The sequence below is a fragment of the Sorangium sp. So ce176 genome, from assembly GCF_051519835.1.
Taxonomy (GTDB): Bacteria; Myxococcota_A; Polyangia; order Polyangiales; family Polyangiaceae; genus Sorangium; species Sorangium cellulosum_G.
Genome location: NZ_CP150371.1, coordinates 1729583 through 1753326, shown reverse-complemented (window position 1 = coordinate 1753326; position 23744 = coordinate 1729583). Strand labels below are relative to the sequence as shown.

Below are 23744 nucleotides of genomic sequence, written 5' to 3'. Positions count from 1 at the left end.
GCCTTCGTGTTCTAGGCGACGCGCGTGCCGGACGCTAGGCGGCGTGGGTTCGCCGGCTGCGCATGACGTCGGACACGGCGTCCGCCACGCTGCGCGCCATCCCCTCTGCGATGCGGAGCGTCTGGGCCTGATCGCCCTCGGGGGTGCACACCCTCAGGCGTTCAATCATGTCCGCGAGCCGCCGGGCTAGCTCGCACGCCTCCGCCATGGAGGCTGATGACTCGAGGGAAGTCCTCCGCGGGGGAAGGGAGACCATTTCTTCGGTCGGCGTCATCGTGGTCGAAATCATGCCTGGCTCCTTACGCTGCGGTGATGCCTACAGTCAACCACGGCGTGGTGCAGGCATCGTGCCACGAGGTTTCCAGTAGGGGCGCTCACTGCGGGCACAGCGGCTGGCAGCGGACAGGTGGAAGCCGCCGCTGCAAAAGCGCCACAGGTGGGGCGATTTGTCTCCCACGAGGCGCCAGATCGTTGGCTGGATAGCCAGACGCGAAAATTGTAAGCAGGATGCGCGCGCCGCCGCGCTGACGCCGGCGTTCCACTGCCCCGGACGGCAAAACGACCTCTGCCGGAGGAAAGGTCGAGCTCCCGCGGCCGTGCGTGGATTTCCGCGGCGGGAGCGGGCGAGCGTGCCGCGCGCGCTCGCATCCGGTCCGCCTTTGCTCGCACGTTTTCGACGCCGCGGTCGGGTCCGGGGTGCCGCTCCGCCGTGAGCGCGTGGGCCGTGAGGCGTCCTGCCTCGCGGTCGGCGGTGGGGCCGGCCTGCGCGCCGGCCGCCTGAGAGAGGCGGTCTCGATCGCGGGGCAGGCCACGAGGCGGCTGTAGCAGCGCCCCTGGGTGGCAGGTTAGTATCCGGTCCGCCGCGACGGCCGCCGGTCGAACGCGTCGCGGTCGAGAAAGCTCATGATCGGAACACTCCAGGCGAAGCTCCAGTATCTCAAGAACAAGAACCTCCACAACTGGCTCGGCGGCTACGCCCGTCAGAGGCTCGAGAACGCCCGCGCTCAGCGTCCGATCGGCCCGCGGCACCTCCTCTTCGCGGTCTGCGATCACTGGGAGCCTGGGTGGGAGAACGCCACGCCGGAGGTCGGCGACGCGCGGGTGAGGGCGTGGTCGGAGCGGTATCCCGAGATGGCGAGCGCCTACCGCGACGCGGACGGCCGGCACCCGCGCCACAGCTTCTTCTTCCCGGGGGAGCAGTACACGCCTGGATGGCTCGACGCGCTGGCGGACCTCACGCGCCGAGGCTTCGGGGAGGTGGAGCTCCACTTGCACCATCACAACGACACGGCGGAGAACCTGCGCGCGGACATCCTCAGGTACCTGGACATCCTGGGGAAGCACGGGCACTTCTCGCGCGACGCGGACGGTCGCATGCGTTACGGGTTCATCCACGGCAACTGGTGTCTGGCGAACTCCGGGCGGGACTCGCGCAACTGCGGAGTCGACGAGGAGCTCCCGCTCCTGTTCGAGACGGGCTGCTATGCCGACTACACGTTCCCGTCGGCGCCCGACGAGTCGCAGCACAGCATCGTGAACCAGATCTACTGGCCGACGGGCAACCTCGCGCGCCGGAAGGCCCACACGGTGGGCGCGCGGGCCAGGGTCGGAGAGGTGCTGGAGGACCGCATCCTGATGATCGAAGGTCCGCTCGCGCTGGCGCTGACGCGCCGGGGGAACAAGACGCGGGTGCGCATGGAGTACGGCGCGCTCCAGGCGATCGACCCGCCGACGCCGGAGCGGGTGAAGACGTGGGTTGACCAGAACATCCACATCGAGGGGAGGCCCGAGTGGGTGTTCGTGAAGGTCTACACGCACGGCGCGCCCGAGGATCAGGCGGAGTCGCTGCTCGGCGCGGGGAGCCACGGCCTGCACCGGGAGCTCACCACCCGGTACAACGATGGCAAGGAGTGGGTGCTCCACTACGTGACAGCGCGGGAGATGTACAACATCGCGATCGCGGCGCTCGACGGGAAGACAGGCAATCCCGGGGACTTCAGGGACTACCGGCTGCAGCCGCCGCCCTGCGCGAGCTGACGCGCGGGGGGTAGATCCGAATTGCAAGGGGCCGAGGACGAGGGGCAGCGTGGTACGTGGGCGCGCGCGGGCGCGCGCGGGGCCCCCACCCCGCGCGCCGAACACCCCTTCAGAGGGCCGGGCAGCTCGGCAATCCTCAGCCCGCCCCGCCCCGCTCCCGGATGACCTCCTCCAGGAGCGCGTGATAGCGCTGCCCCACGACGTCCCATGAGAGCGCTCCGACGCTGCCCCGCAGCGCCTCCGGATCCCACGCCTGCTCCAGCGCACGGACCAGCGCGTCCCCGAGCGCCTGCGGATCGCCGGCAGGGACGAGCAGGCCGTTGCCCCCCTGCCCCTCGCGCACGAGCTCCGGCACGCCGCCCACCCGGGTCGCGACGACCGGGCGGCCCGAGGCGAGCGCCTCCAGGACGACGTTCGGACACCCCTCGCGGCGGCTCGGCAAACAGAACACGTCGCACGCCGCCATGTAGTCCGGGATCTCCGCAGGGAGCGCCCAGCCGAACAGCTGCACGCGGTCGCCGAGGCCGAGCGCGCTGACCCGCGCGCGCAGCGGATCGAGCAGCTCGCCGCCGCCCACCATCATCAGGTGCACGTCGCGGCGACCCGTCCGGTCGAGGTGCGCCATCGCCTCGACGAGGACGTCCACGCCCTTCTCGGGCACGTGATAGCCGGCGTAGAGCACCACGCGCGCGTCCGCCGGGACGCCGAGGCGCGCCCGCGGCGCGGCGCGGTCCCGGATCGTGAACCGCTCGCCGTCGACCGCGTTGAGCTGCACCACCACGCGCTCCCGCGGCACCCCGAGCTCCACCAGGCGATCGCCGAGGGCGCCGCTCACCGCCACCACGCGGGCGCAGCGCTGGAGCGCCGGCGCGATCTGCGCCCGCAGCACGGCGCTCCTCGGCTGCTCGTTGATGTCGCTGCCGAGCACCGTCGTGACGATCGGCACCCCCGCGCCCCGCGCGAACGCCTCCGCGGCGACTGTGTCGGGATAGGCCCACGCGGCCAGGATCGCGTCGTAGGGGAACTCGCGGCGCAGCGCGGCCATCGTGCCCCGGAGCGAGGCGTGGATCGCGCGCGCGTGCAGGGCCGGCAGCCCCGGGATCGACCAGTAGGTGGGGAACAGCGCGTCGATGCCGGTGTGGGACTCGCGCGTACCGCCGAGCAGCTCGCGCGAGGCGCCGCGCGCCCGCGTCCACCAGGGCGTCGGCGCCACCAGCCGGAGCTCGCAGCGGCGCGCAAGCGCCCGGTAGGTCTGATAGCTGTACGGCGCCATCGTCGGCTGCCGCAACGACGGGTAATGATGGGTGAAGACGAGGACCTTCATCGCGCGCCCGCCGATCACGTGAGGCTGAAATAGAGCTGCTCGTATTTGCGCGTCATCTTCTCGAACGAGAAGTCGTCGCGGACCCGGACGTGCCCCGCCTCGCCGAGCCGCCGCCCGAGCGCCGGATCGCGCGCGAGCCGCTCGATCGCGTCCGCCAGCGCGTCGGGCGCGTCCACGGGGACGAGCAGGCCGTGCTCCTCGTCGCGCACCACCTCCGGGACGCCGCCGACAGGCGTCACCACGACAGGCAACCTGCGCGCCATCGCCTCGAGCACCGCGAGCGGCAACCCCTCGTCGCGCGAGGGCAGGACGAAGAAATCGGCCGCGACGAGGAGATCGGGGACGTCCTTGCGAAACCCGAGGAAACGCGCCTCCTTGCCGTGGATCCCGAGCTCCCGCGCGAGCCCGTGGATGCGGTCGCGCTCGTCGCCGTCGCCCACGATGAGCACCGTGACCGCGACGCCGCGATCCCGGAGCCGCGCGAGCGCCCGCAGCAGCACGTCGTGCCCCTTCACCGGGTGGAACGCGGCCGGCATGATCCCGAGGAACGCGCCGCCGGAGCCCGCGGGCGCCGGCGCCGCGCCCGCGTCGAAGCCGAGCTCGGCGCGCACCTCCTCGCGCGCCCGCCGCGCCGGGGTGATGTCGATCCCGTTGTGAATCACAGAGATGTTGCTGGCGACGCCCGTCGCGCCGCTCTTGTCGGCGGTGTCCTGCGAACAACCGACGACGGCGTCCGTCTCACGCCACTCGAAGCGCGACGGGACGCGGATGATCCCGCGCGTCTGCGCGTGATCGGTGAAGACGAGTCGCGCCCGCGTGAGCAGCTTGCCGACCGTGGCGTAGTGGAGCGAGGTGGGGTTGTGCGCGTGGATGATGTGCGGCCGCCTGCGCGCGAACGCGAGCGCCGTGTGCGCGACCCGCGCGGGCAGGCCGCCGCGCAGCACCGTGAGGGGCAGCGCCCGCTGCCGCGCCAGATCCTCGAGCGGCCCGCCGCGCAGCGCGAGGATGGAGGCGTCATGGCCGTGGCGCCGCTGCGCCTCGGCCAGGCGCAGCACGAAATGCTCCATGCCTCCGCCGTTGAGGCTGCTCACGGCATGGACGATCCGCAGCGTCGAAGTCCCCATGTGGCTTGCTACCCGAACCGGGTCTCCCGTTGAAGCGCGGACAGCGCCGCGCAGCCTCACCCAAGCTGCCACCTCGCGTCGCCTGCGCGCCAGCGCTCGTCGCGCGTGGCGCCCAAGGTCGCTGGACGACGGTATCACCTCGCGTCACCGTCCCCGCACCTTTTGATTTGGCGAGCGGAAGCAGGTACTAGACGAGCATGAACCCTGAACTTCGGCGCGCCCTCGATCAGGGCCTGCGCCGCGTGCCAGGCATGGACGCCGCGACGAGGCTGCTCGCCGTGCGGATCGAGACGGTCAGGGCGCTCCTGGCGCGGCGGCTCGACGAGAACCCGCTCCCCGTGCCCGACGCCGTGACCCCGAGCGACATCCCGTCGGTCGCGGAGCTCGGCCCGGGGGACAGGGTGCTCGCCGAGCTCGATCAAGACGGGTTCGCCTTCGCCATCCACCCGGCCGACGTCCCCTTCTTCAACCGGCGGAGCGAGAAGATGCCGCGCCTGAGGTACCGGCTCCACGTCGTGCTGCGCCGCGGGTACGTCTGCGTCCGGAAGCGCTTTATCGGCCAGCCGAGGAACGCGTCCCTCGACGCGCACCTCTTCTCCCTGCTCGGCCTCTTCTTCTACAATGAAGCGGCGTCGCTCCTCCGCCTGCGCGACCTCCCGAGCGTCCCGAGGATCCGCGATGTGCACCTCGCCACGCGCGCCCTCTTCATCGACTACGTGCGCGGCAAGACGCTCCAGCAGCAGCTCGCCGAGCGCGGGGAGAAGGTGCTCGACATCGACCTCGCGCCGCTCGGGCAGCTCTTCGATCCCGATCGCGACCGGCGCGAGATCGAGGCGTTCGCGCAGGGAGAAGGCGACGACTACCGCGACCGCGTCGAGGAGATCGTCCGGGCGATGAACGCGCGCGGCGTCGCGCCGCTCGACGTCAAGCTGGGCAACGTGCTCATCGGGGAGAAGACGGGCGCCCTGTACTGGATCGATTTCGAGCGGGCCGCGCTCGAGGGCACCCCCCGCTACCGCGAGCGCCTCGCGGAGCACCATGACCTCGTGAACCGCTGGTTCGGGCTCTCCCTCCCGGGCGGCGGGGCGTGAGGCGCGCCGGGCGCGGCAGGCGCGGCAGGCGCGGCAGGCGCGGCAGGCGCGGCAGGTGCGATCGATGACGCGAGACGAAGGCGGGGCGCCGCGGAGCGCCATCGAGCGGATCGGAGAGAAGGTGGGGCGGTCGTGGCCGAGCATCGAGGCGGCCGCGCGGCTCTCGGCGGAGACCCGCGCGCGGCTCGCGGCGCTGCTCCGCGAGCAGATCCCGTGCGACACGAGCGCGGTGGTGTTCGGCTCGCTGGCGCGCGGCGAGTACACGACCGGCAGCGATCTCGACTGGACGCTGCTCATCGACGGCCAGGCCGACGAGGGGCACTTCAGCCAGGTCCAGGCCATCACGAAGATCCTGAGGGAAGCGAAGTTCCACGAGCCAGGCCCGACGGGCGTGTTCGGGAACGTGGCGTTCAGCCACCCGATCCTCCACCAGATCGGCGGACAGGAGGACACGAACAAGAACACGACCCAGCGCATCCTGCTGCTCCTGGAGTCGCTCGCGATCGGCAAGCCGGACGCCCACGAGCGGGTGCTCAGGCTCGTGCTCTCGCGCTACGTGGAGGACGATCGCGGGCTTCACTACGGGAGCAAGCGCGAGATCATCCCGATGTTCCTGCTGAACGACATCGTCCGGTACTGGCGCACGGTCGCCGTGGACTTCGTCTACAAGCAGCGGGAGCGCAGCTCGGGCTGGGCGCTCCGCAACGCGAAGCTCAGGATGTCGCGGAAGCTCATCTTCCTCAGCGGGCTCATCACCTGCTTCAGCTTCGAGCTGTTCGGCAAGGACCGGGCGACGTGGGCCGGCGAGGGCGGCATCTCGACGCCGTCGCTCGTGCGCTTCCTCAGAGAGCGCATCCGGGTGACCCCGCTCGAGAGCCTGGCCGAGGTGCTGCTCCGGCCCTCGATCTCCGCGGAGACGGCGCGCATGCTGTTCGACAGCTACGACGCGTTCCTCGCCGTCCTCTCGAACGAGGAGGAGCGCGACCGCCTGAAGCGGCTACCGCTCGACGAGCACCTGGGCAACGATCCGACCTTCAAGCGGGTGCGCGACATCGCGCGCGCGTTCCAGGACGGGCTCAACCGGCTCTTCTTCAAGGAGGACGACGAGCTCAGCGAACTCATCCAGCGTTACGGGGTGTTCTGATGCGACCGTTGGGGTACTCGACAGGGGCGCTCGCGCTGAGCGACGTCGAACGCGCGCTCGCGATGCTGGAGGGGAGCTCCGCGACCGCGGTGGAGCTGTCCGCGCTGCGCATCTCGGAGCTCAGGCCGCTGCTCCGGCGGCTCGGGTCGCTGGACCTGTCGCGGTATCGGTACGTGTCGTTCCACGCCCCGAGCCGCTTCGACGCGGCGGAGGAGCGCGCCGTCGCCGACGCGATGGCCGAGGTGGCCGCGCTGGGCTGGCTCGTCGTCCTCCACCCCGACACCCTCCACGATCTCGGGGCCTGGCGGCAGCTCGGCGGCCAGCTCGCCATCGAGAACATGGACAAGCGCAAGCGGACAGGCCGCACCGTGGAGGAGCTCGCGGCGTTCTTCGACGCGCTGCCCGAGGCGTCGTTCTGCTTCGATATCGGCCACGCGCACCAGGTCGATCGCACCATGACGGAGGCGCATTTCCTGGTGAAGGCGCACCGGGCGAGGCTGAAGCAGCTCCACGTGAGCGAGGTGAACGCGGGGAGCCGCCACGACGCCCTGAGCCAGAGCGCCGCCCACGCGTTCCAGCGCGTCGCCGCGCACGTCCCGGGCGACGCGGCGCTCATCCTGGAAGCGCCGGCGTCGCCCGCAGATCTGGAGCGGCAGATGGCGATCGCGAGCGCGGCGCTGTCCCCCCCGAAGGCCGCGGACGAGGCGCGCGCCTGAGCCTGCGCGCGCCGCCTTTGCGCCGCGCCGGCATCGATCGTGGAGAGCCCAGGCCCGACCGCTTCGCGGGGGAGGCCTCGGGATCTTCGGAGCGCCGCGAACGGTCTGCGGGCGCCCGGGGCGCTACGCTCTGCGCGCCTTCCGGCGCGCCCAGGGCCGGAATCGGGGGATACAACGATGAAGCTGAAGACGCTCGCGGTCGCGAGCACCGCGTCGCTCGCCGCCCTCGCGCTGCTGACGGCAAGCGGGCTGACGCTCGGCACGGCGGCCATGCACCGCGAGGTCACGTGCCTCTTCCACATGGTGCGGGAGGTGCGGTCCATCACGGAGCTGCAGGTCAACATGCTCTTCCACGAGCGCGAGAGCGCCCGCGTCGCGCTGGCCCAGCACCCCGAGCACGCGCGCGCGCGCGACGCCGCCGAGCGCGAGATGAAGCGGTGGCTCGAGGAGCTCCGAGCCCACCCGGTCACCGCGGACAGCGCGCACGCCTTCCGCGAGGCCGAGGCCGAGGTCGAGCGCTACCTGGCCACGCACGCGCAGGGCGACAGCGTGGAGCCCCCCTCGACGGCGGAGCTGGCCGCGTCCGCCATGGAGGCCGACCGCGCCTACGCCGCGCTCGATCGGCTGCTCTCGACCAAGATCGAGGAGTCGCGGGTCGTCCGCGCCCGGGTCGACCGGGTGCTCCGGCTGTCGAACGCCATGAGCGTCGGGGCCGCGGTGGCGCTGCTCGCCGGCATCCTCGCGACGCTCTGGCAGATCAGCCGGTGCCTCTATCGCCCGCTCCTCGCGCTCCGCGCCGCGATCGACAGCTACGGGGCGGGCTCGCAAGACGCCCGGGCGCCGCACGGCGGGCTCGACGAGCTGCGCGAGATCGCCGTGGCGTTCAACGAGATGGCCGCCGCGCTGGCCGAGCAGCGCCGGAAGCAGCTCGGGATCCTCGCGAGCGTGGCGCACGATCTGCGCAACCCGCTCGCCGCGCTGAAGCTCACCGTCGACCGCCTGCGGCCCGACCGGCCGCTGCCGCCGGAGCAGCAGCTCAGGCCGATGCTCGCCCGCATCGGGAAGGAGGCCGCGCGCTGCGACCGCATGCTCACGGATCTCATGGACATCGCGCGGATCGAGGGCGGCGAGCTCGAGCTGCGCAGCGAGGTCCGCGACGCGCGCGAGCTCGCCCGCGAGGTCGTGGAGCTCTACCGCCCGGCGGCGACCGCGCACGAGCTCGGGCTGTCGCTCCCCGAGGAGCCCGTCCTGCTGCGCTGCGATCCGATCCGGATCGAGCAGGTGCTCAACAACCTGGTCGCGAACGCCATCAAGTACTCGCCGGGCGGCGGCGCCGTGCGCGTCGCCGTGGCGCGCGAGGGCGCCGAGGTCACCATCGCGGTCTCGGACCGGGGCGTCGGCATCGCGCACGAGGACCAGGGGCGGCTGTTCGAGCGCTACTTCCGCGCGCCGTCGTCGGGCCGCGTGGCCTCGGGCGTGGGCCTCGGCCTGTGGGCCGCGCGGCGCATCGCCGAGGCGCACGGCGGCCGCATCGAGGTGACGAGCGCCCCCGGCGAGGGCTCGACCTTCACCCTCCACCTCCCCGGCTAGAGCTCGTCCGGATCGAGCTCCCAGCCGAGGACGCCGGGGGTGCGCGCGCGGTGCTTGCCGACCACCTCGCCGGGGAGCCACGGGCCGTCGGCGGCCCAGCGGGCGGTGAAGGCGTCGCGCAGCACGAGCTCGGCGAGCTTGCCCCGCGGCGAGAAGCCCCACTCGGCCTCCTGCGAGACGTCGTCCGGATCGGCGTAGAGACGCCAGACGAAGAAGCCGGCGCAGGTGCGCGCGTCGAGGAACGGCGCGATCACCGCGGCGTAGGCCTCGGCCTGCGCGCGCTGATCGATCACCACGCCCTTCATCCGGTCGGGCCACTCCCACGGGCGCACCGCCGGGTCGCGCCGCGTCGTGTAGCCGATCTCGGTGAGCAGGACCGGCTTGCCCCAGGCGCGCGCCACCGCGTCCACCCCGGCCGCCACCTTGCGGCCGCCGCGCAGGAGCTCCTCGAACGACGCGCCCTCGCGCTCGGCCAGCGGGTAGAACGCGTTGATGCCGATGAGATCCAGGGCGTCGAAGATCAGCGTGTGCTCGACGTCGTCCCAGTTCGCCGAGTAGGTGAGCAGCCCCGGGTACACCCGGCGCACCGCCTCGATGATGGGCAGGAAGCTCGCCGCGCGCGGCGTCGTCACCCAGCTCCGCAGCTCGACGCCGACGCTGAGCATCTCGGCGCCGCCCTCGCGCGCGACCTCGGCCCACGTGAGCAGGAAACGGCGGTACGACGCGGCCCAGCGCGCCCAGCCGGCGTCGTCCCCCGGGTCGATCAGCGCCCGCCACTCGCCGCTCTCGACCCAGAGGTGCGGAACGAGCAGCACCTTGAGCCCGCGCGCGTGCGCCTGCGCGATGGCCGCGAGCACGTTGCGCCGGTTCTCCTCGAACGGCGCCTCGAAGACGAGATCGACGCCGGTGCCCTTGCCGTCCCACACGCGGCCGAACGGGGTCAGGCTGATCCAGGTCGCGCCCATGGCCGCCGCCTCGTCCATCGCCCGCCCGCTCGCCGCGGTGCCGTAGCCGCGGCCGGGGTGCCGCTGGTTCTCGATCGGCCCGATCGTCACGCCGCGCACGCCGCCCCAGCCCGACGTGGTCCACCCCGCCGCGCCGTGCGGCAGGTGCTCCGGCGCGATCTTCGGCGCGGCGCTCGCGGGGCGCGCCGGGCCGCAGACGGCCGCCGCCACGGCGAGCGCGGCGCCCGCCGCCCGGGCGAGCGCGCGTAGCTCTCGACTCATCGCTGACACGGGCGCGTTTATACCAGGCAGACGGCGCGCGGGATCGCGGACGTCACCCGCCGTCCGGGCGCTGCGCGCCGCCGCTCGCAGCGGGCGGCTGCGGCTCCCGCGCGCTCCCCTCGGACGGCTGCGGCTCCCGCGCGCTCCCCTCGGACGGCTGCGGCTCCCGCCTGAGCGCGTCGCGCTGCTGCAGCGCCCGCTCGGTCGCCTCGCGCCACTGCCGCTCGCGATCGAGCTTCTGGCGCCGCAGCCGCTCGCGCTCGACCTCGTCGTAGATCACATCGGGGCGCGGCGGCCGGTACGGGCCCCCCGGCGCGGCCTGCGGCGCCTCGCCGACCAGGCGCGCGGCCTCCGGGCTCGCGGCGCCCTCGGCGCCCGGCTCGGCCGCCCGCGGCTCCGGCGTGGGCTCCAGCGCGGGCTCCGACGTGGGCTCCGACGTGGGCAACGCGGTCGCGGCCGGCAGCGACGCGGCCGAGGAGCTCGCCGCCGGGACCGCGCGCCTCTCCACGCTCTTCGCCGCGGGCGGGACGCCCTTGTCGGCGTCGAGCGTGCGCGCCTGCACGAACCACACCCCGACGAGCCCCGCGAGCAGCCCGAGCCCCGCGGCGGCGACAGCGAGCCGCCGGGGCCACGGCGACGGCGGGCGGCGCACCACCGTGAGCCGCTCGGTCTCGGCCGGCGCGCGCGCGTCGGCGCTGATCCGCTGCGCGGCCCGGCCGGCGAGCGGGACGGGCGTCTCCTCGCTCGAGGGGCGCTGCCCCGGCCCGTTCGCGGCCGGATCGGAGGAGCGCTCCGGCGGGCTCACCGTGAGGACCGGGGGCGGCGTGCGGCTCGCCCGGAGCTGCTCGCCGCCGTCCCACGACGCGCCCGCGTGCGACACGAGCGTGACGTCGGAGTGACGGGTGCCCGCGGCGGCGTCCCACTTGGCCGTCGTCTCGAGGTCGTGCAGGAGGTCGTCGGGCGACATCCTCGGCAGGTCGGCCAGCGTGTCGGGCGCCCACTCGTCGACGGCAACGGGGGCCGGCGTCGCCATGCGGACGGTCTCGTCCTCTGCCCGGAGCACCTCCCACACGCGCTCGGCCGCGTCCTCCGCGCCCTCCCCCCCGAAGCGCGCGAGGGCGAAGGCGAGCTTCGCGACGTCCGGGGGGCGCGCCTCCGGGTCCTTGTCGAGGCAGCGCAGCAGGAGCATCCTGAGCTCGACCGGCTCGACGTGCGGCGGGAAGGGCGAGGGCGGCTCGCTCAGGACCCGGGTGCAGATGTCGAGCTCGGTCGGCGCCTCGAACGGGCTCACGCCGCAGAGGAGCGCGTACGCGACAGCGCCGATCGACCAGATGTCGGCGCGCTCGTCGATGCCGCCCGCCGACCGCATCTGCTCCGGCGCCATGTAGAGCAGCGAGCCGCGCATCGCGCCCGAGGCGGCGTTCGGGCCCTCGCTCTCGACGCCGCAGGCGACGGCCGAGACGCCGAAGTCGAGCACCTTCACGCTCGGCGCGCCGGCGCCGATGCTGAGGAACAGGTTCTCGGGCTTGATGTCGCGGTGGAGGAGCCCGGCCGCGTGCGCCTCGGCGACGGCCTCGCAGATCTGCAGGAGGTACTTCACCGCCTCCCTGAGCCGGAGCGGGCCGCGGCGCTGCAGGTAGCTCGTGAAGTCGGACCCCTCGAGGTACTCGCTGACGATGAACGGCGCGCCGCCCTCGGCGCCGACGTCGAGCACCCGCGCGACGTACCTGCCCGAGAGGGCGCGCGCGGCGCGAGCGCCCCGCAACAGCCGCTCGACGGCGTGCCGGTTCTGGGCGATCGCCGGATCGACGCGCTTGAGCGCGACGTGCCGGCCCGACTCGAGATCGGTCGCGAGCTGGACGACGCCCAGGCCGCCGGCGCCGATCCGGGTCTCTACCGCGTACCTGCCGGCGACGACCTCCTGCCTGCCGGGGACGCCCTCGGGCGTCCCCGGCGCATCGGTCCGCCCCCGTGCGGCCGCGCGATCCTCTGCTCTGGGCTTCAGCGACGTCAACGCACTGCCTCGGTGTGTCCGCGGGCTCCGCGGAGGGAGTCAAACCTGCCCTATGAATAACAGATTCAGAGTGCTGCTATCGCGTCCATGACGTGTCGTCTAGCGACACGTCCGCGCGGAAGTGCCCTTTCCATGCACAGCGGGCTGGCCGGCCAGCCGGCCGGGTGGCCGGCCAGCGTTCGCTGCCGCGTGCCGCGCAGCCATCCCCAGCCGTGCAGTCCATGCGCCGTCCTGGCCATCCGGCGTCGGGTCATCTCGCGAGCGGGCCGCCTCGCGCCGCGCCGACGCGATGCCCTGCCGCTCGGCTCACGGCGGGAGCCCCAGCGCGAGCGCTACCAGGGTGTCGATGCCGCTCATGACCAGGACGATCGCGGAGGTCGACGCGACGCCGAGCCCGAGCGCCGTCGCCGCGCGCCGGCGGCGTGTCCAGCGCGCTGTCGGCCGCCCGCGCTGGACGCCGCGCGTGACCCAGCACCACCCGAGCATGGACAGCGGGCCGAACGCGTAGAGAGCGGCGCCCCACGTCGCTCCGTTCCAGCAGGCATTGCGCTGTTCCGTCGTGAGTCGCCGGCGGTCCCAGAGCTGGAGCGCGAGCGGCAGCGCGATGCCGAGCGCCATCTGGAGCGCGAGGCGCAGAGCGCTCATGTCGCGCACCGAGGCGCCGCGCCCGAGCGCCGCTCAGGCAACACCGGACACGCGCTGTCCACTCGAGTACGCCGCAGCGCGTCGCGGCAGAGCTCGGGTGAGCGACGCGCACGTCGTCGCTGTCCGCGCGCGCCGAGGAAAGCGCCGCGAAAATCGCGTACCGGCCTTCTCGTTGCCGACGGGGGTTGATACGAACGAGGGATGACAACGACTGAGGCAGGGGACATCAGGAACGTTGCAATCATCGGACACAAGGGGGCTGGGAAGACATCGCTTGCCGAGGCGCTGCTGTACGTCGCGAAGGCGACAGCCAAGCTCGGCAAGGTGGACGACAGAACGAGTGTCCTCGACGACACGGCCGAGGAAAAAGAGCACGCTTGCTCGTTCGAGGCGAGCGTCGCGCACCTCTCCTGGGGAGGAAAGAAGATCAACCTCGTCGACACGCCGGGAGAGGGGAGCTTCCTCGCCGAGACGCGGCTCGCCCTCGCGGCGGTCGACGCGGCGATCCTCGTCGTGAGCGGCAAGGACGGCGTGCAGCCGATCACCGAGCGCGTCTTCGGCTGGGTGAGGGAGGCGAGGCTGCCGTGCATGATCGTGGTCACGAAGGTCGACGCCGAGAACGCGCGTCCCGACGAGGTGCTCGCCGACGTCCGCGCGCGCCTCAAGGCGCCCCTCGCGGTGATGGAGGAGCGCGTCGGCGACGGGCTCCAGTACCGGGGGGTCGTCGCGATCCGCACGCGGAAGGCCTGGCTCGACAAGCCCGAGGCGCCCGCCGCGGCCGCGGGCTCCCCCGTGCCGGCCGACGTCGCGGCCGCCGTGGAGCGCGCGCGGGGGAAGCTCGTCGACGACGTCGCCGGCAGCGACGACGATCTCACCGAGAGCTACCTGAACGAGGGCGATCTCACGCAGGAGCAGCTCGATCAGGGGCTCCGCGCCGCGGTCCGCACGGGGGTCCTCGTCCCGGTCTACTTCGCCTCCGGGGTGCGCCCGAGCGGCGTCGCCGCGCTGCTCGACGGCGTCGTCGAGCTCGTGCCGCCGCCGACCGAGCACCCGGCGTGGAGCGGCGTCGTCCCGAGCGGCAAGCCCGGGGCCCCGCCGCAGCCGGCGGAGCGGCCTGCGTCGGCGGACGCGCCGGCGGCGGCGTTCGTCTTCAAGACGTCGATCGATCCGCACGCCGGCCGCACGTCGTTCGCGCGCGTGCTCTCCGGCGCCGTGCGGCCCGACGCCACGCTGATCAACGCGAGCACCGGCGCCGCGGAGCGCCTCGGCAAGATCCACACGGTGGTCGGCAAGGACCACAGGCAGGTGGACGAGGCGCGGGCCGGGGACATCGTCGCGCTCCACAAGCTGAAGGCGACGCTGAGCGGGCACACGATCTGCGACGAGAGGCAGCCGTTCCAGCTCGGCGCGCCGGAGCTGCCGCCGGCCCTGTTCTCGCGCGGCGTGCGGTTCGACGCGAAGGGCGGCGAGGACAAGGTCGGCAACGCGCTCCACCGGCTGACCGAGGAGGACCCGGGGCTCAGCGTGCACCAGGACGCGTCGACCCGCGAGCTCGTCGTCTCGGGCCTGGGCGCCCTGCACCTGGAGATCACGGTGGAGCGCATCCGCCGGCGGGTGGGCATCGACTGCCGGCTCGGCCCGCCGCACATCGCCTACAAGGAGACGATCACGCGGAGGGCCGCGGGCGTCGAGGGCAAGCACAAGAAGCAGACCGGCGGCCACGGCCAGTTCGGCGTCTGTTACATCGACATGGAGCCGATGCCGCGCGGCGGCGGCTTCGTCTTCGAGGACGCGGTCGTGGGCGGCGCCGTGCCGCGGCAGTTCATCCCCTCGGTCGAGAAGGGCATCGTCAAGGCGATGTCGAAGGGCGTCCTGGCCGGCTACCCGATGGTCGACGTCAAGGTGCGGCTCACCGACGGCAAGTACCACGACGTCGACTCGTCGGACGCCGCGTTCCAGATGGCCGGCAGCAAGGCCTTCAAGGCCGCCGCGGCGCAGTGCGCCCCGGTGCTGCTCGAGCCGATCGTGCGGCTCTCGGTGACGGTGCCGAGCGCCACGATGGGCGACATCATCGGCGACATCAACAGCCGACGCGGCAGGATCATCGGCACCGACTCCATCGAGAGCCAGACGGTCGTGAACGCGTTCGTCCCGCTCGCCGAGGTGCTCGAGTACGAGTCGAAGCTGAAGAGCATGACGCAGGGGAAAGGCACGTTCACGATGAGCGTCGAGCACCTCGAGATCTGCCCGCCGGTGGTGCAGGACAAGGTCATCAAGGAGAGCGGCTTCAAGGCCGAGGCCGACGAGGACTGACGCCGCGCCTCGCCCCCCGAGCCCCTCACCGCAGGCCCGCGGAGGGCGTGCCCGCCTAGGGATGGATGTGGACGATGGTCCCCTCCCCCGTCGCCTTCCCCGCGGTGACCCCGTGCCACCCCTCCGGCACCGGCGGATCGGTCCACAGGAACACCCGGCGCGCGTCGATCGGCGACAGGTTGATGCACCCGTGGCTGCGCGGCTTGCCGTAGTCGTCGTGCCACGGCGCCGCGTGGATCGCGTAGCCCGCCTCGAAGTACTGCACCCACGGCACGTCGCGGAGCTCGAACTTGTTGTCGACCTCGTGCGCGTCCATCGTCGTCGTGACGTGCTTGTCGCGGACCCGGAACGTCCCGCGCACCGTCGAGAACGTCTTCTTGGGGTCGCCGAGCCCGTCGCGGCCCGTCGCCGCCGCCGTCGCGTAGACGGGCGTCTTGCCCTCGTAGAGGATCAGCGTCTGGGTGAGGATCGAGATGTCGATCCACTTCACGTTCCCCTGCGCGAATGACGGCAGCTCCGAGGGCTTCACCGCGATGGCGACGTCGGAGTCGCGCACCCACGTGCCGTCCTTCGCCTCGACCAGGCGCGCGCCGCCGACCTTCTTCGAGCGCCCCGTGAGCTGCACGGCGGTGTGCCAGGGCAGATCGCCCGCCTTCTCCATCTCGCCGCCCGAGATGTCGTAGCGCTTCGCGTCCTGTCGGTGCACGAACGCGAGCGGCAGCTCCCAGCCCTTCGTCATGTCGACGCCGTGGAACGTCGAGCCGCGCGCGGGCTTGAGCTTCGAGGTGGGCACGAGCCGCGCGTCGGTGGTCAGCGCGAAGCGCCGCCCGTTGTCGCCCATGAAGGTGTCGACGAGCGCGAGCCCCGCCTTGCGCGCGATCCGGTTCGTGATGATCGCGTAGCCCGGGACCTTGAAGGACGAGATGTTCGGGAGCTGCCGCCCGCCCTTGAAGAACCAGGGGATCTCGTCGCTGCCGTTGCCGCCGAAGAGCTCGCTGTCGCCGAGCTCGGGCGGCTCGGCGGGCGGGTCGCCGACGGCGTTGCCCTGCGCGTCGAGCGGCACGTCGTTGGCGCCGACCTTGACCTCGTCCCACTTCTTCTTGAGCTTCTTGTAGCTGCGGAGGTGCCGCTCGAGGCTCATCTCGTACTGGAGCTGCTCCTTCTTGGACGGCATCCTGTAGTAGTTCGGCGCGATCGCCCGGACGAACGCGTACGGGTACGGCATCGGCTTCGACAGGTCGGGCCGCCGCGTGAGCGCCCGGAGGATCGGGTGCTGCATGTCGATCGTGGCGTCGCCGTCCGCGCAGACGTACCCGGCGGGCAGCACGCGGTAGTAGCCGCCCTGGCAGTCGTCGAACGCGACCGGCTTCTCCCCGCGGGGCGCCGTCCCGCCCGCGCGGAGGTAGCCGAGCTTGGCCGAGCGGCGATCCGCCTTCTCGTAGATGGGCGCGACCATCTGCACGGCGCCGATGCGGGGCCCGTCGGGGCGCGGGAGGGTGGCCGGGTCGTTCTCGGCGGCCGTCTGGGGCGCGGCGCCGGAGAGGCTGACGATCCCCTCGGGCGTGGCGGTCTCCCCGCTGCTGCAGGCCGGCAGGACCGGCAACGCGAGGGCGGCGACAGCCAGGGCAAGCGGGAGGGGGCCGCGAGCGGGGGCTTGGATCGCGGAGCTTCGCTGTCGGGCATCCATGACCCGGGGATGCCGGACAGCCGGGCCGGTGGCCAAGTTTTGGCCTGCGACGCGCGGCCGCAGGGCGGGCGGCGGCCGCGCCGCGCGGCGTGCCCGGCGCCATCGCGGGGGCGCCCGCCGCGCCCGGGGGCCCCCCCCCGGGGCGATCAATGCGCGCGCGGCGTCGGTGCGCGATGATGCTGGAATGGGGTTGCGCTGGAGCCCGGCCTTGGGTAGGTTCGGGGCCCTCGCGAAACCCCGCGAGAGTGCGCCACTAGCTCAGCTGGATAGAGCGTCGGCCTCCGGAGCCGAAGGCCAGTGGTTCGAATCCACTGTGGCGCGCAGGGTTCTCGTCGGTCCCGTCGCAAGAGCGACGGAGCAGGCCGCATCGCACCGCGGTGCGTCTCCGCGAGATCCGCGCTCGCTCACCGCTTCACCGCCGGCTCGCCCTTCGTCGTCCCGGCGCCAGGAGCCGGCGCTGGCGAGGCCCCGGACACCTCGCTGTTCGCGTAGGGCTGGCGCTCGCCGTCCTCCTGCGCCGCCGTCCGGGCTTCCACGGCCACCGGCGGCTTGGGCATGTCGCTCGGCTCCTCGTTCTCGTCGTCGGGTCGCTCCATCCCACCCGAGGCGCCCGCGGCCGCCTGACGCGCGGCCTCGGCCTTGATCTCCTGGATCCTCCGCTCGTCCATGGTCTCCCTCCGCCGCAGCGCGCGGCCTTGACATGGGCGGCCCGGCAAGCCGGGCAGCCATCCGGCGAACCTGGCGCCCGCGACGACCAGGTCAAGCCGGGGCCGCGCCCGGAACGGCCCGCGGAGGCCCTGCGACGGACACAGCGGGAGGGTGCCCCTCGGGGGCCTCTACCCCGTCCTGGTGAGCACCATCTCGGTCGACATGAACGGCGGCGGCGGCAGGTCCGCGCGGTGCTGGAAACCCGGACCGCGCATAGATCGTGTGCGCGTCCTGGGTGCCCAGGTGGACGCTCCGCGCGCCGCGTACTCCCGGGTGATCGAGCAGCAGCCGCACAACCGCCTCGCCCACGCCGAGGCCGCGCAGCGCCGGGGCGACCATCACGTCGAACATCCACGCGCGCCTGCTCCCGTCGCTGATCGCCCGCCCCGTCGCCACGAGCGGCGTTGGATGAGCGAGAGATCCGCGAGGCCGTGGAGAGGATGGTCAAAGCGATCTGAGCCGCCCCTCTCTTTCATGGACTCCCCTCCCGGGGCGCGCCGATCCTCGTCGCGAACGCGATCACCTCCATCCTCTCGGGTATCGTGTTCATCCTCAAGCGCCGATACGGCCGAGCCGCCCTCCCCTGCGCCGCCTGCCCGGCGGCCCCGCCCACCACCACGCCTGCGAGGAGGCCAACATCGCTCGGCCGCCCCTTATCCGGTCGAGGCATCTTCTGCCGATTTCACCGAAGCCGATATTTTTCAGCCTTGCTTGACAGAGCATTTGTCACGTCCTACTACCTCGCCCAGTCCGAGGCAGCAGACGAGGGCGCAGCTCCTCCAGCGAACCACGTCGGGCTTTGCGCGCCTGGGGCAGGGGGCCGGATCTGCGTCGAGATCGCCGCGTGCCATGGACTTCCTTTTATCCGAAGAGGTTGATTCATGAGACGATTCGACGGACTGGGTGTTCTCCTCGCTCTCGCGGCCTCGGGCTGCGCGGTACCCACGGAGATGGACGGCGCGGCGGCCGGGACAGCCGAGGGCCAGATCGCGCCGGAGGCGGTGAGCGCGGCCCCCGTGGCGCTCGGCCAGGCGCCCCAGGGCGCGGCGCCCCGCGGCGGCGCATGGACCGATGAAGGCGAGCCCCCGGCCGACACCCCTGCTCCGATCGCCGAGGTCGGGGAGAGCTGCGGCGGCTTCACGCGGGGCCCCGCCCCCGTCTGCGCCGAGGGGCTCTATTGCGACTACACGCTCGAGGACGTTTGCGGCTGGGCGGACGCGTCGGGCCTCTGCGCGGAGCGACCTGCGTCCTGCACAGAGGAGTACATGCCTGTCTGCGGCTGCGACAACCGGACTTACGCGAATGCCTGTCTGGCCGCGATGGACGGCGTCGCCGTCTACACGAAAGGCGAGTGCGCCGGCACGCCCAAGAGCGAGTGATAGAGCGCGCTTGACCGCGCCCGCGCCCGCTTGCACGATCCCACGTAAGGGGGATCACAATGAATGGCGCGGTGCTCTACGACCTCGCGATGCGGCTGCCGCTCGCCGTCCTGATGCTTTATAACGCCCTGTTCGTCGGGCAGGATATCCATGCTCATCTGATGCTCTGGCCCGGGGCCGCGGGGCTCACGTACGGGACGACGCTGGCCGCGCTCCTCGCGACAGAGGCGTACCTGCTGCTGGTCGCGACGCTCACGCTGGTGCGGCTCCGCCCGCTGCGCAAGCTGAAGGGCGTCGTTCCTCGCGTCACCGCGCTCGTCGCCGGCCTGCTGCCCGCGAGCCTGGCGTGGCTGCCCAAGATCCCGCCGACGCCAGGGCGCCAGGTGATCGGGGCGCTGCTCATCACCGCGGGGCTGGCGCTCTCGCTGGTCAGCCTCGGGTGGCTGGGCAAATCGTTCAGCGTCATGCCCGAGGCGCGCCGCCTCATCACGAGCGGCCCGTACCGGCTCGTGCGCCATCCGGTCTACCTCGCGTCGTTGATCCAGGGCGCCGGGGTGCTCCTGCTCTATCCGTCCCTGGTCGCGGTCCTGATCTACACGGTCGAGCTGATCTTGCAGATCGTCCGCATGGGGTACGAAGAGCGCGTGCTGCGCGAGACCTTCCACGAATACGACGACTACGCGCGCCAGACCTCCGCGCGGATCGTCCCCGGCATCTACTGACGAGCCGCTCGCCCCGGCTCACCCCCCCTGGAGCGGTCGATGCGCCGCCGGCGCTCCGATGCAAAATGCCACGCCTGTCGCAGGGGCGCCCGGCGCAGCACAGGGTGCGAGACGGGCGCGCGACACAGCCGCAGCGCATCGCTGTCGACGAGGTCTCATGAGCGCGCAGCGGACCTATCTCGAGAGGGAAAATGCCTCGGCGGGCTGAGCGCTGAGCGTGAATGGCCGCGGGCTCGACAGGACACCCGGGGGAATGGGCCGCGCCGTCAGGGGACGGGCTCGGCCGCTCAGCGGGACGGTTCCATGACGCGGCCGACGAACAGGATCGCGCCCGTCGCTGTGTCGCGGATGAAGAAGAGGAACGGACGGTCGAAGTGGATCGTGGCGGGCTCGGGCGCCGACGTCTCGCCGATGACAACCGCCGTCGCCGCCGCCGCCTCGGTGCCCGCCTCGTTCACGGAGATGAACGCCTTGTGGAGCACGTCGGAGATGAAGAGGCCGCCTTGCCCGTCGATCCCCGAGAAGTCCGCGAGGCCGGTGAAGGCGAGGGGCATCCCCAGCTGCACGAGCGGATCGACGAGATCCAGGCTCGACTCGAACTTGAACCTCGGCAGCGTCATCGTGACGCTCCGCGTCTCGAGCGAGGCGAAGACGCCCTCGAGCCACTCCGGATCGATGTCCAGGAAGCGCGCTCCGCCGGCCGACGGGAGCACGAGCACCATCGACAGCTCGCCGCCGTCATAGGGCAGCTCCAGCGCCTCGAAATCGTCGCCCTCGCCATGACGGACCTGCGCGCTGTTGCTCATCATCGGCACGGAGACTGACGTGCCGTCCATCAGCGAGAAGTCGCCCGGGGCCGTGTCGTCCTCGTCGAAGGGGAACTGCCATGCTGCGTTGAAGTAGACGGCGTTCGTCAGGATCAGCCGGGTCGCGGGCTGGATGGCGCCCGCGGGGAGGATGTCCTTGATCCGGTCCTCGGTCCGTTCGGCCACCCAGCCGTTGATGATCCCCCGCGCCTCGTCGGGCGCCTGCGCGAAGTCGACGACATGCAGCCCGGCCCCGTAGCTCTCGGCGAGCACGTCGAGGAACGACGGCGCGAACGAGGAGCCGACCTGCGCCCAGAGCGCGTTGGCGACGTTGAGCCGGAACCCCTCGCCGTCCTGCCCCTCGGCGCCCTCGCCGCGGCTCGCGAGCGCCAGGTCGAGCGCGTTGAACGCCGGGTGCAGCCGCTCCTGCGGCAGCGTGAAGCGGAGCGCGCGCATCATTTGCGCCTCCGTCTCGCCTCGAGCGCCGGCGTACGTCATCGCGAGCGCGCTCGACACGCTGTACGGCGAGTAGATGAGGTTGCTCGACCAGGCGGAGACCCTGCGGTAGAGGTCGAGCGCAAAGGCCGTGTTGCCGGCGACGAGCGCCTTCGCGTCGGCCTCCGGCACGGCAGGCTCGCGGTCCCGCGGCTTGTTCGAGGTGACGAGGCAGCCCGCGGTGTCGGCGTCGCCGCACACGGACGGCGAGGGCTGCGGCTCCGGCTCGGCGCTCCTGGGGGCGCAACCCGCGACGAGCAGGGAAAGTGGCAACAGGGCGACGGGGATCGAGGGCCTACGCATGCCGCCCGGCAGAGCAGAGGGTATGCCGGAGCGCCACGACGGGCCGCAACCCGGGTGAGACGGGCGCCCTGGCGGGGCCGCAGCCGGGTGTGCCGAGCGCGCCGGCGGGCCGATCTCCGGGTGCATCGAGCGCGCTGGATCGGGCCGCAGCCCGGGCGCGCCGGGCGCCGGGCCGGCCGCAGCCCGGGCGCGCGGCGCAGCGGCGGACCGTGATCCCGGGGCCCGGGACGGCGCACTGTGGCGCACGCGCGGGCGGGCGGAGGCGTGCGCCGCGGCCGCGCGTGGTAGCATCGCGCTGGACATGTCGAGAGAGCGAGAGACAGCCCTCGCGGAGGCGCGGCGACCGTGATCGTGCTCGTGATGGGCGTGAGCGGCGCCGGAAAAACGACGGTCGGGCAGCGCCTTGCGCGCGACCTCGGCTGGGAGTTCGTCGATGCCGACGACCTCCACCCCCCCACCAACGTCGAGAAGATGCGGGCCGGCAAGCCGCTCGACGACCAGGACCGCACGCCGTGGCTCGCCGCGCTCTCCGCGTGCATCCGCCGCCTCCTCGACGAGGGGCGCGAGGCCGTGATCGCCTGCTCGGCGCTGAAGGCCGCCTACCGAGCGCAGCTCCTCGTCGATCCCGCGCGGATGCGCCTCGTGCACCTGACCGGCGACCCCTCGCTGATCGCCGCGCGCCTCGCGGCGCGATCGAACCACTTCATGCCCGCCGGCCTCCTGTCGACCCAGCTCGCCGCGCTCGAGCCGCCCGAGGACGCCCTCCGCGTCGACGTCGGCGGCACCCCGGACGAGATCGCCGCCGACGTCCGCCGCGCGCTCGGCCTGTGATCCGGCCGCGCGCCGCGCTGCCGAGGCGCGCGGTCAGTGCCGCGTCGCCACGCGGCTCAGGAACAGCGCGCCCTGATCGCTGGAGAGGTGCTCGCTCCCGATCTCGATGGCGCCACGGAACGATCCGGCCAGCATCGGCTGCTCCCACGGGTCGAGCTCCAGCCCGGAGAACTGGACGTCGGCGCCGAGGCGCTGCGTCCACTGCTCCTCCCCGTCCTCGCTGAGCCTGGCCGTCCACGCGCTGCACGACCCGGGCTCCGCGACGTCGCACAGCGCGTCGCCGGCCAGCACCACGCTCCCCTCGGTCGCCGTGACCTGGCGCGGGCTCTGCGCGTCGTAGCGCTTCACCCAGAGCACCTCGCCGCCGTCGTCGATCTTGGCGACGAACGGCCGCGGCCCGCCCGGCAGAGCGGCGTCGCCGAAGACGCCGCTGCCGGAGAGCAGCACGGCGCCGTCCGGATCCACGGCGATGTCGTACGCCATCTCGAGCTGATCCGGGGAGCCGCGGAACCGCTGGTGCCACGCGACCTCGCCGTCCTCGTCCAGCTTGGTGACGAACGTGGCCGAGCCCCGCGCGTCCTGGGCCGCGATGAAGGCGTTGCCGTCGTCGTCGACCTCGATGCCGATCTCCTCGGTGTCCGAGCCGCTCGGCGGCAGGCTGACCCACTGGAAGCGGCCCGCGGCGTCGAGCCGGACGACGAAGGTGCCGAGGCCCCGCCGCTCGATCCGCACGCCGCCGACCGTCGCGGCCCCCTCGAGCTTGCCGAGCACGAGCACGCCGCCCTCGCCGTCCCAGGCCAGCGCCGTGCCGCCCAGGATGGCGTCCTCCTCCCCGGAGATCTGCACCGCCCAGCGGGTGGTGCCGGTCGGGCCGAGCTTCGCGACGAACAGATCGACGCCCCAGGACGACGCCGCGGTGAGCTGGCGCGTCCCGAGGTCGATGGCGCCGGAGAAGGAGCCGAGCACGATCGCGTTGCCGCCGCTGCCCGCGACGACGTCGATGGCCCGCTCGGTCTCGGGGCCGCCGAACCGCCTGGCCCAGATCAGGTCGCCGCAGCCGTCGAGCCGCGCCACGAAGGCGTCGGCGTCGCCCGCGCTCTCCAGCCGGGTGCCGTCGAAGTCGAGCTCCCCCTCGAAGGAGCCGGCGAGCAATGCCCGGCCCGCCGTGTCGACAGCGAAGCCGCGCAGGATCGCGCTCGATCCGGGGAACTGCCGGACGAACGACCGCCGCCGGCAGGCCGGCTCGGACCGCACGCTCACGGGCTCGGGCTCGGCCGCGCCGGACGGGATCCCGCCGCGCTCGACCGCGGCGTCCTGGCACACCCCCGTCGCGTCCGCTGCGCCCGTCCCGCACATCCCCGAAGGCGATCTGTGCTCCGCGTTCGCCCCCACGGGGTCGACGCCGTCGCGCCCCGGCCCGCCCTGCGCCGCGCCATCCGCCCCTCCCGAAGCGCAACCAGCTCCCCAGCAGATGACCCCACAAAGCGCGCTCAACGCCCCCAAGACAGACCGCATACGGCACTTCTCCTCTCCCGCATCGAGCGGGCAGGCTGGAAACATTGCAGGATGTGGACCAGGGCCCCTCGCTT

General features: G+C 72.7%; 20 protein-coding genes and 1 tRNA gene. 10 read left to right on the top strand and 11 right to left on the bottom strand.

Annotated elements, in window-relative coordinates; all coding sequences use genetic code 11:
* Window positions 1-34 precede the first annotated feature (34 nt).
* A complete protein-coding gene (locus WMF42_RS06625) occupies window positions 35-169 on the bottom strand; it encodes a hypothetical protein (RefSeq protein WP_267888152.1) in 135 nt (44 codons plus the stop codon).
* A gap of 734 nt (window positions 170-903) precedes the next feature.
* Here WMF42_RS06625 and WMF42_RS06620 point away from each other — a divergent pair.
* Window positions 904-2037, top strand: coding sequence for a hypothetical protein (locus WMF42_RS06620; RefSeq protein WP_437690937.1), 1134 nt, complete (start codon window positions 904-906; stop codon window positions 2035-2037).
* A 136-nt stretch (window positions 2038-2173) separates the two neighbouring features.
* Here the strand turns inward: WMF42_RS06620 and WMF42_RS06615 are convergent, their stop codons facing one another.
* A complete protein-coding gene (locus tag WMF42_RS06615; RefSeq protein WP_155799033.1) occupies window positions 2174-3361 on the bottom strand; it encodes a glycosyltransferase family 4 protein in 1188 nt (395 codons plus the stop codon).
* 14 nt (window positions 3362-3375) lie between these two features.
* A complete protein-coding gene (locus WMF42_RS06610; RefSeq protein ID WP_437690935.1) occupies window positions 3376-4485 on the bottom strand; it encodes a glycosyltransferase family 4 protein in 1110 nt (369 codons plus the stop codon).
* Window positions 4486-4682: 197 nt separating this feature from the next.
* Between WMF42_RS06610 and WMF42_RS06605 the strand changes: the two genes are divergently transcribed.
* From WMF42_RS06605 to WMF42_RS06590, 4 genes are all read left to right on the top strand, one after another.
* On the top strand, window positions 4683-5576 hold the full coding sequence (locus WMF42_RS06605; RefSeq protein ID WP_437690933.1) for a hypothetical protein: 894 nt from the start codon (window positions 4683-4685) through the stop codon (window positions 5574-5576).
* A 64-nt stretch (window positions 5577-5640) separates the two neighbouring features.
* Window positions 5641-6720 carry a nucleotidyltransferase domain-containing protein gene (locus WMF42_RS06600; RefSeq protein WP_061612670.1) on the top strand — a complete coding sequence of 360 codons (1080 nt, stop codon included), beginning with the start codon at window positions 5641-5643 and terminating at the stop codon, window positions 6718-6720.
* On the top strand, window positions 6720-7436 hold the full coding sequence (locus WMF42_RS06595) for a TIM barrel protein (protein WP_061612669.1): 717 nt from the start codon (window positions 6720-6722) through the stop codon (window positions 7434-7436). The genes WMF42_RS06600 and WMF42_RS06595 overlap by 1 nt, the downstream gene beginning before the upstream one ends.
* A 177-nt stretch (window positions 7437-7613) precedes the next feature.
* Window positions 7614-9026 carry an ATP-binding protein gene (locus WMF42_RS06590; RefSeq protein ID WP_437690931.1) on the top strand — a complete coding sequence of 471 codons (1413 nt, stop codon included), beginning with the start codon at window positions 7614-7616 and terminating at the stop codon, window positions 9024-9026.
* On the opposite strand, the gene WMF42_RS06585 is transcribed toward WMF42_RS06590, so the two are convergent.
* The 3 genes from WMF42_RS06585 to WMF42_RS06575 all read right to left on the bottom strand — a co-directional run bounded on the left by WMF42_RS06585 (window position 9023) and on the right by WMF42_RS06575 (window position 12911).
* Entirely contained in the window at window positions 9023-10252 is a 1230-nt protein-coding gene (locus WMF42_RS06585) for a glycoside hydrolase family 113 (protein WP_437694217.1), read from the bottom strand. The two genes, WMF42_RS06590 and WMF42_RS06585, sit on opposite strands and share 4 nt — an antisense overlap.
* Before the next feature lie 52 nt (window positions 10253-10304).
* A complete protein-coding gene (locus WMF42_RS06580) occupies window positions 10305-12266 on the bottom strand; it encodes a serine/threonine-protein kinase (protein WP_437690929.1) in 1962 nt (653 codons plus the stop codon).
* A gap of 306 nt (window positions 12267-12572) precedes the next feature.
* Entirely contained in the window at window positions 12573-12911 is a 339-nt protein-coding gene (locus WMF42_RS06575) for a transcriptional regulator (protein WP_437690927.1), read from the bottom strand.
* Between the two features lie 201 nt (window positions 12912-13112).
* On the opposite strand from WMF42_RS06575, the gene fusA reads away from it, so the two are divergent.
* Window positions 13113-15224: an elongation factor G gene (fusA, locus tag WMF42_RS06570; protein ID WP_061607812.1), complete on the top strand. Its 2112-nt coding sequence runs from the start codon at window positions 13113-13115 to the stop codon at window positions 15222-15224.
* Window positions 15225-15279: 55 nt separating this feature from the next.
* Here the strand turns inward: fusA and WMF42_RS06565 are convergent, their stop codons facing one another.
* Window positions 15280-16827: a L,D-transpeptidase gene (locus tag WMF42_RS06565; protein WP_061607811.1), complete on the bottom strand. Its 1548-nt coding sequence runs from the start codon at window positions 16825-16827 to the stop codon at window positions 15280-15282.
* A gap of 331 nt (window positions 16828-17158) precedes the next feature.
* Here WMF42_RS06565 and WMF42_RS06560 point away from each other — a divergent pair.
* Window positions 17159-17232, top strand: a tRNA-Arg gene (locus WMF42_RS06560).
* An 83-nt stretch (window positions 17233-17315) separates the two neighbouring features.
* Here WMF42_RS06560 and WMF42_RS06555 read toward each other — a convergent pair.
* Together WMF42_RS06555 and WMF42_RS06550 are read right to left on the bottom strand one after the other, a co-directional pair.
* A complete protein-coding gene (locus WMF42_RS06555; RefSeq protein ID WP_061611061.1) occupies window positions 17316-17579 on the bottom strand; it encodes a hypothetical protein in 264 nt (87 codons plus the stop codon).
* Window positions 17580-17670: 91 nt separating this feature from the next.
* On the bottom strand, window positions 17671-17958 hold the full coding sequence (locus WMF42_RS06550; protein WP_437694216.1) for a hypothetical protein: 288 nt from the start codon (window positions 17956-17958) through the stop codon (window positions 17671-17673).
* Window positions 17959-18500: 542 nt separating this feature from the next.
* Here WMF42_RS06550 and WMF42_RS06545 point away from each other — a divergent pair.
* A complete protein-coding gene (locus WMF42_RS06545; protein ID WP_081426836.1) occupies window positions 18501-18998 on the top strand; it encodes a Kazal-type serine protease inhibitor family protein in 498 nt (165 codons plus the stop codon).
* A gap of 59 nt (window positions 18999-19057) precedes the next feature.
* Complete coding sequence (locus WMF42_RS06540; protein WP_061611064.1) at window positions 19058-19720, top strand: methyltransferase family protein; 663 nt, start codon at window positions 19058-19060, stop codon at window positions 19718-19720.
* A 287-nt stretch (window positions 19721-20007) separates the two neighbouring features.
* On the opposite strand, the gene WMF42_RS06535 is transcribed toward WMF42_RS06540, so the two are convergent.
* Window positions 20008-21324, bottom strand: coding sequence for a serpin family protein (locus WMF42_RS06535; protein WP_437690924.1), 1317 nt, complete (start codon window positions 21322-21324; stop codon window positions 20008-20010).
* Window positions 21325-21669: 345 nt separating this feature from the next.
* Between WMF42_RS06535 and WMF42_RS06530 the strand changes: the two genes are divergently transcribed.
* Complete coding sequence (locus WMF42_RS06530) at window positions 21670-22155, top strand: gluconokinase (RefSeq protein ID WP_437690922.1); 486 nt, start codon at window positions 21670-21672, stop codon at window positions 22153-22155.
* Between the two features lie 33 nt (window positions 22156-22188).
* Here the strand turns inward: WMF42_RS06530 and WMF42_RS06525 are convergent, their stop codons facing one another.
* Window positions 22189-23511: a hypothetical protein gene (locus tag WMF42_RS06525; protein WP_233562204.1), complete on the bottom strand. Its 1323-nt coding sequence runs from the start codon at window positions 23509-23511 to the stop codon at window positions 22189-22191.
* Window positions 23512-23744 lie beyond the last annotated feature (233 nt).

Bases quoted from the DNA above. Each gene is read 5' to 3' on its own strand.
- WMF42_RS06625 (WP_267888152.1), bottom strand. From the start codon at position 169: ATGATTGAACGCCTGAGGGTGTGCACCCCCGAGGGCGATCAGGCCCAG.
- WMF42_RS06620 (WP_437690937.1), top strand. From the start codon at position 904: ATGATCGGAACACTCCAGGCGAAGCTCCAGTATCTCAAGAACAAGAAC.
- WMF42_RS06615 (WP_155799033.1), bottom strand. From the start codon at position 3,361: ATGAAGGTCCTCGTCTTCACCCATCATTACCCGTCGTTGCGGCAGCCG.
- WMF42_RS06610 (WP_437690935.1), bottom strand. From the start codon at position 4,485: ATGGGGACTTCGACGCTGCGGATCGTCCATGCCGTGAGCAGCCTCAAC.
- WMF42_RS06605 (WP_437690933.1), top strand. From the start codon at position 4,683: ATGAACCCTGAACTTCGGCGCGCCCTCGATCAGGGCCTGCGCCGCGTG.
- WMF42_RS06600 (WP_061612670.1), top strand. From the start codon at position 5,641: ATGACGCGAGACGAAGGCGGGGCGCCGCGGAGCGCCATCGAGCGGATC.
- WMF42_RS06595 (WP_061612669.1), top strand. From the start codon at position 6,720: ATGCGACCGTTGGGGTACTCGACAGGGGCGCTCGCGCTGAGCGACGTC.
- WMF42_RS06590 (WP_437690931.1), top strand. From the start codon at position 7,614: ATGAAGCTGAAGACGCTCGCGGTCGCGAGCACCGCGTCGCTCGCCGCC.
- WMF42_RS06585 (WP_437694217.1), bottom strand. From the start codon at position 10,252: ATGAGTCGAGAGCTACGCGCGCTCGCCCGGGCGGCGGGCGCCGCGCTC.
- WMF42_RS06575 (WP_437690927.1), bottom strand. From the start codon at position 12,911: ATGAGCGCTCTGCGCCTCGCGCTCCAGATGGCGCTCGGCATCGCGCTG.
- fusA (WP_061607812.1), top strand. From the start codon at position 13,113: ATGACAACGACTGAGGCAGGGGACATCAGGAACGTTGCAATCATCGGA.
- WMF42_RS06555 (WP_061611061.1), bottom strand. From the start codon at position 17,579: ATGGACGAGCGGAGGATCCAGGAGATCAAGGCCGAGGCCGCGCGTCAG.
- WMF42_RS06550 (WP_437694216.1), bottom strand. From the start codon at position 17,958: ATGGTCGCCCCGGCGCTGCGCGGCCTCGGCGTGGGCGAGGCGGTTGTG.
- WMF42_RS06545 (WP_081426836.1), top strand. From the start codon at position 18,501: ATGAGACGATTCGACGGACTGGGTGTTCTCCTCGCTCTCGCGGCCTCG.
- WMF42_RS06540 (WP_061611064.1), top strand. From the start codon at position 19,058: ATGAATGGCGCGGTGCTCTACGACCTCGCGATGCGGCTGCCGCTCGCC.
- WMF42_RS06535 (WP_437690924.1), bottom strand. From the start codon at position 21,324: ATGCGTAGGCCCTCGATCCCCGTCGCCCTGTTGCCACTTTCCCTGCTC.
- WMF42_RS06525 (WP_233562204.1), bottom strand. From the start codon at position 23,511: ATGTGCGGGACGGGCGCAGCGGACGCGACGGGGGTGTGCCAGGACGCC.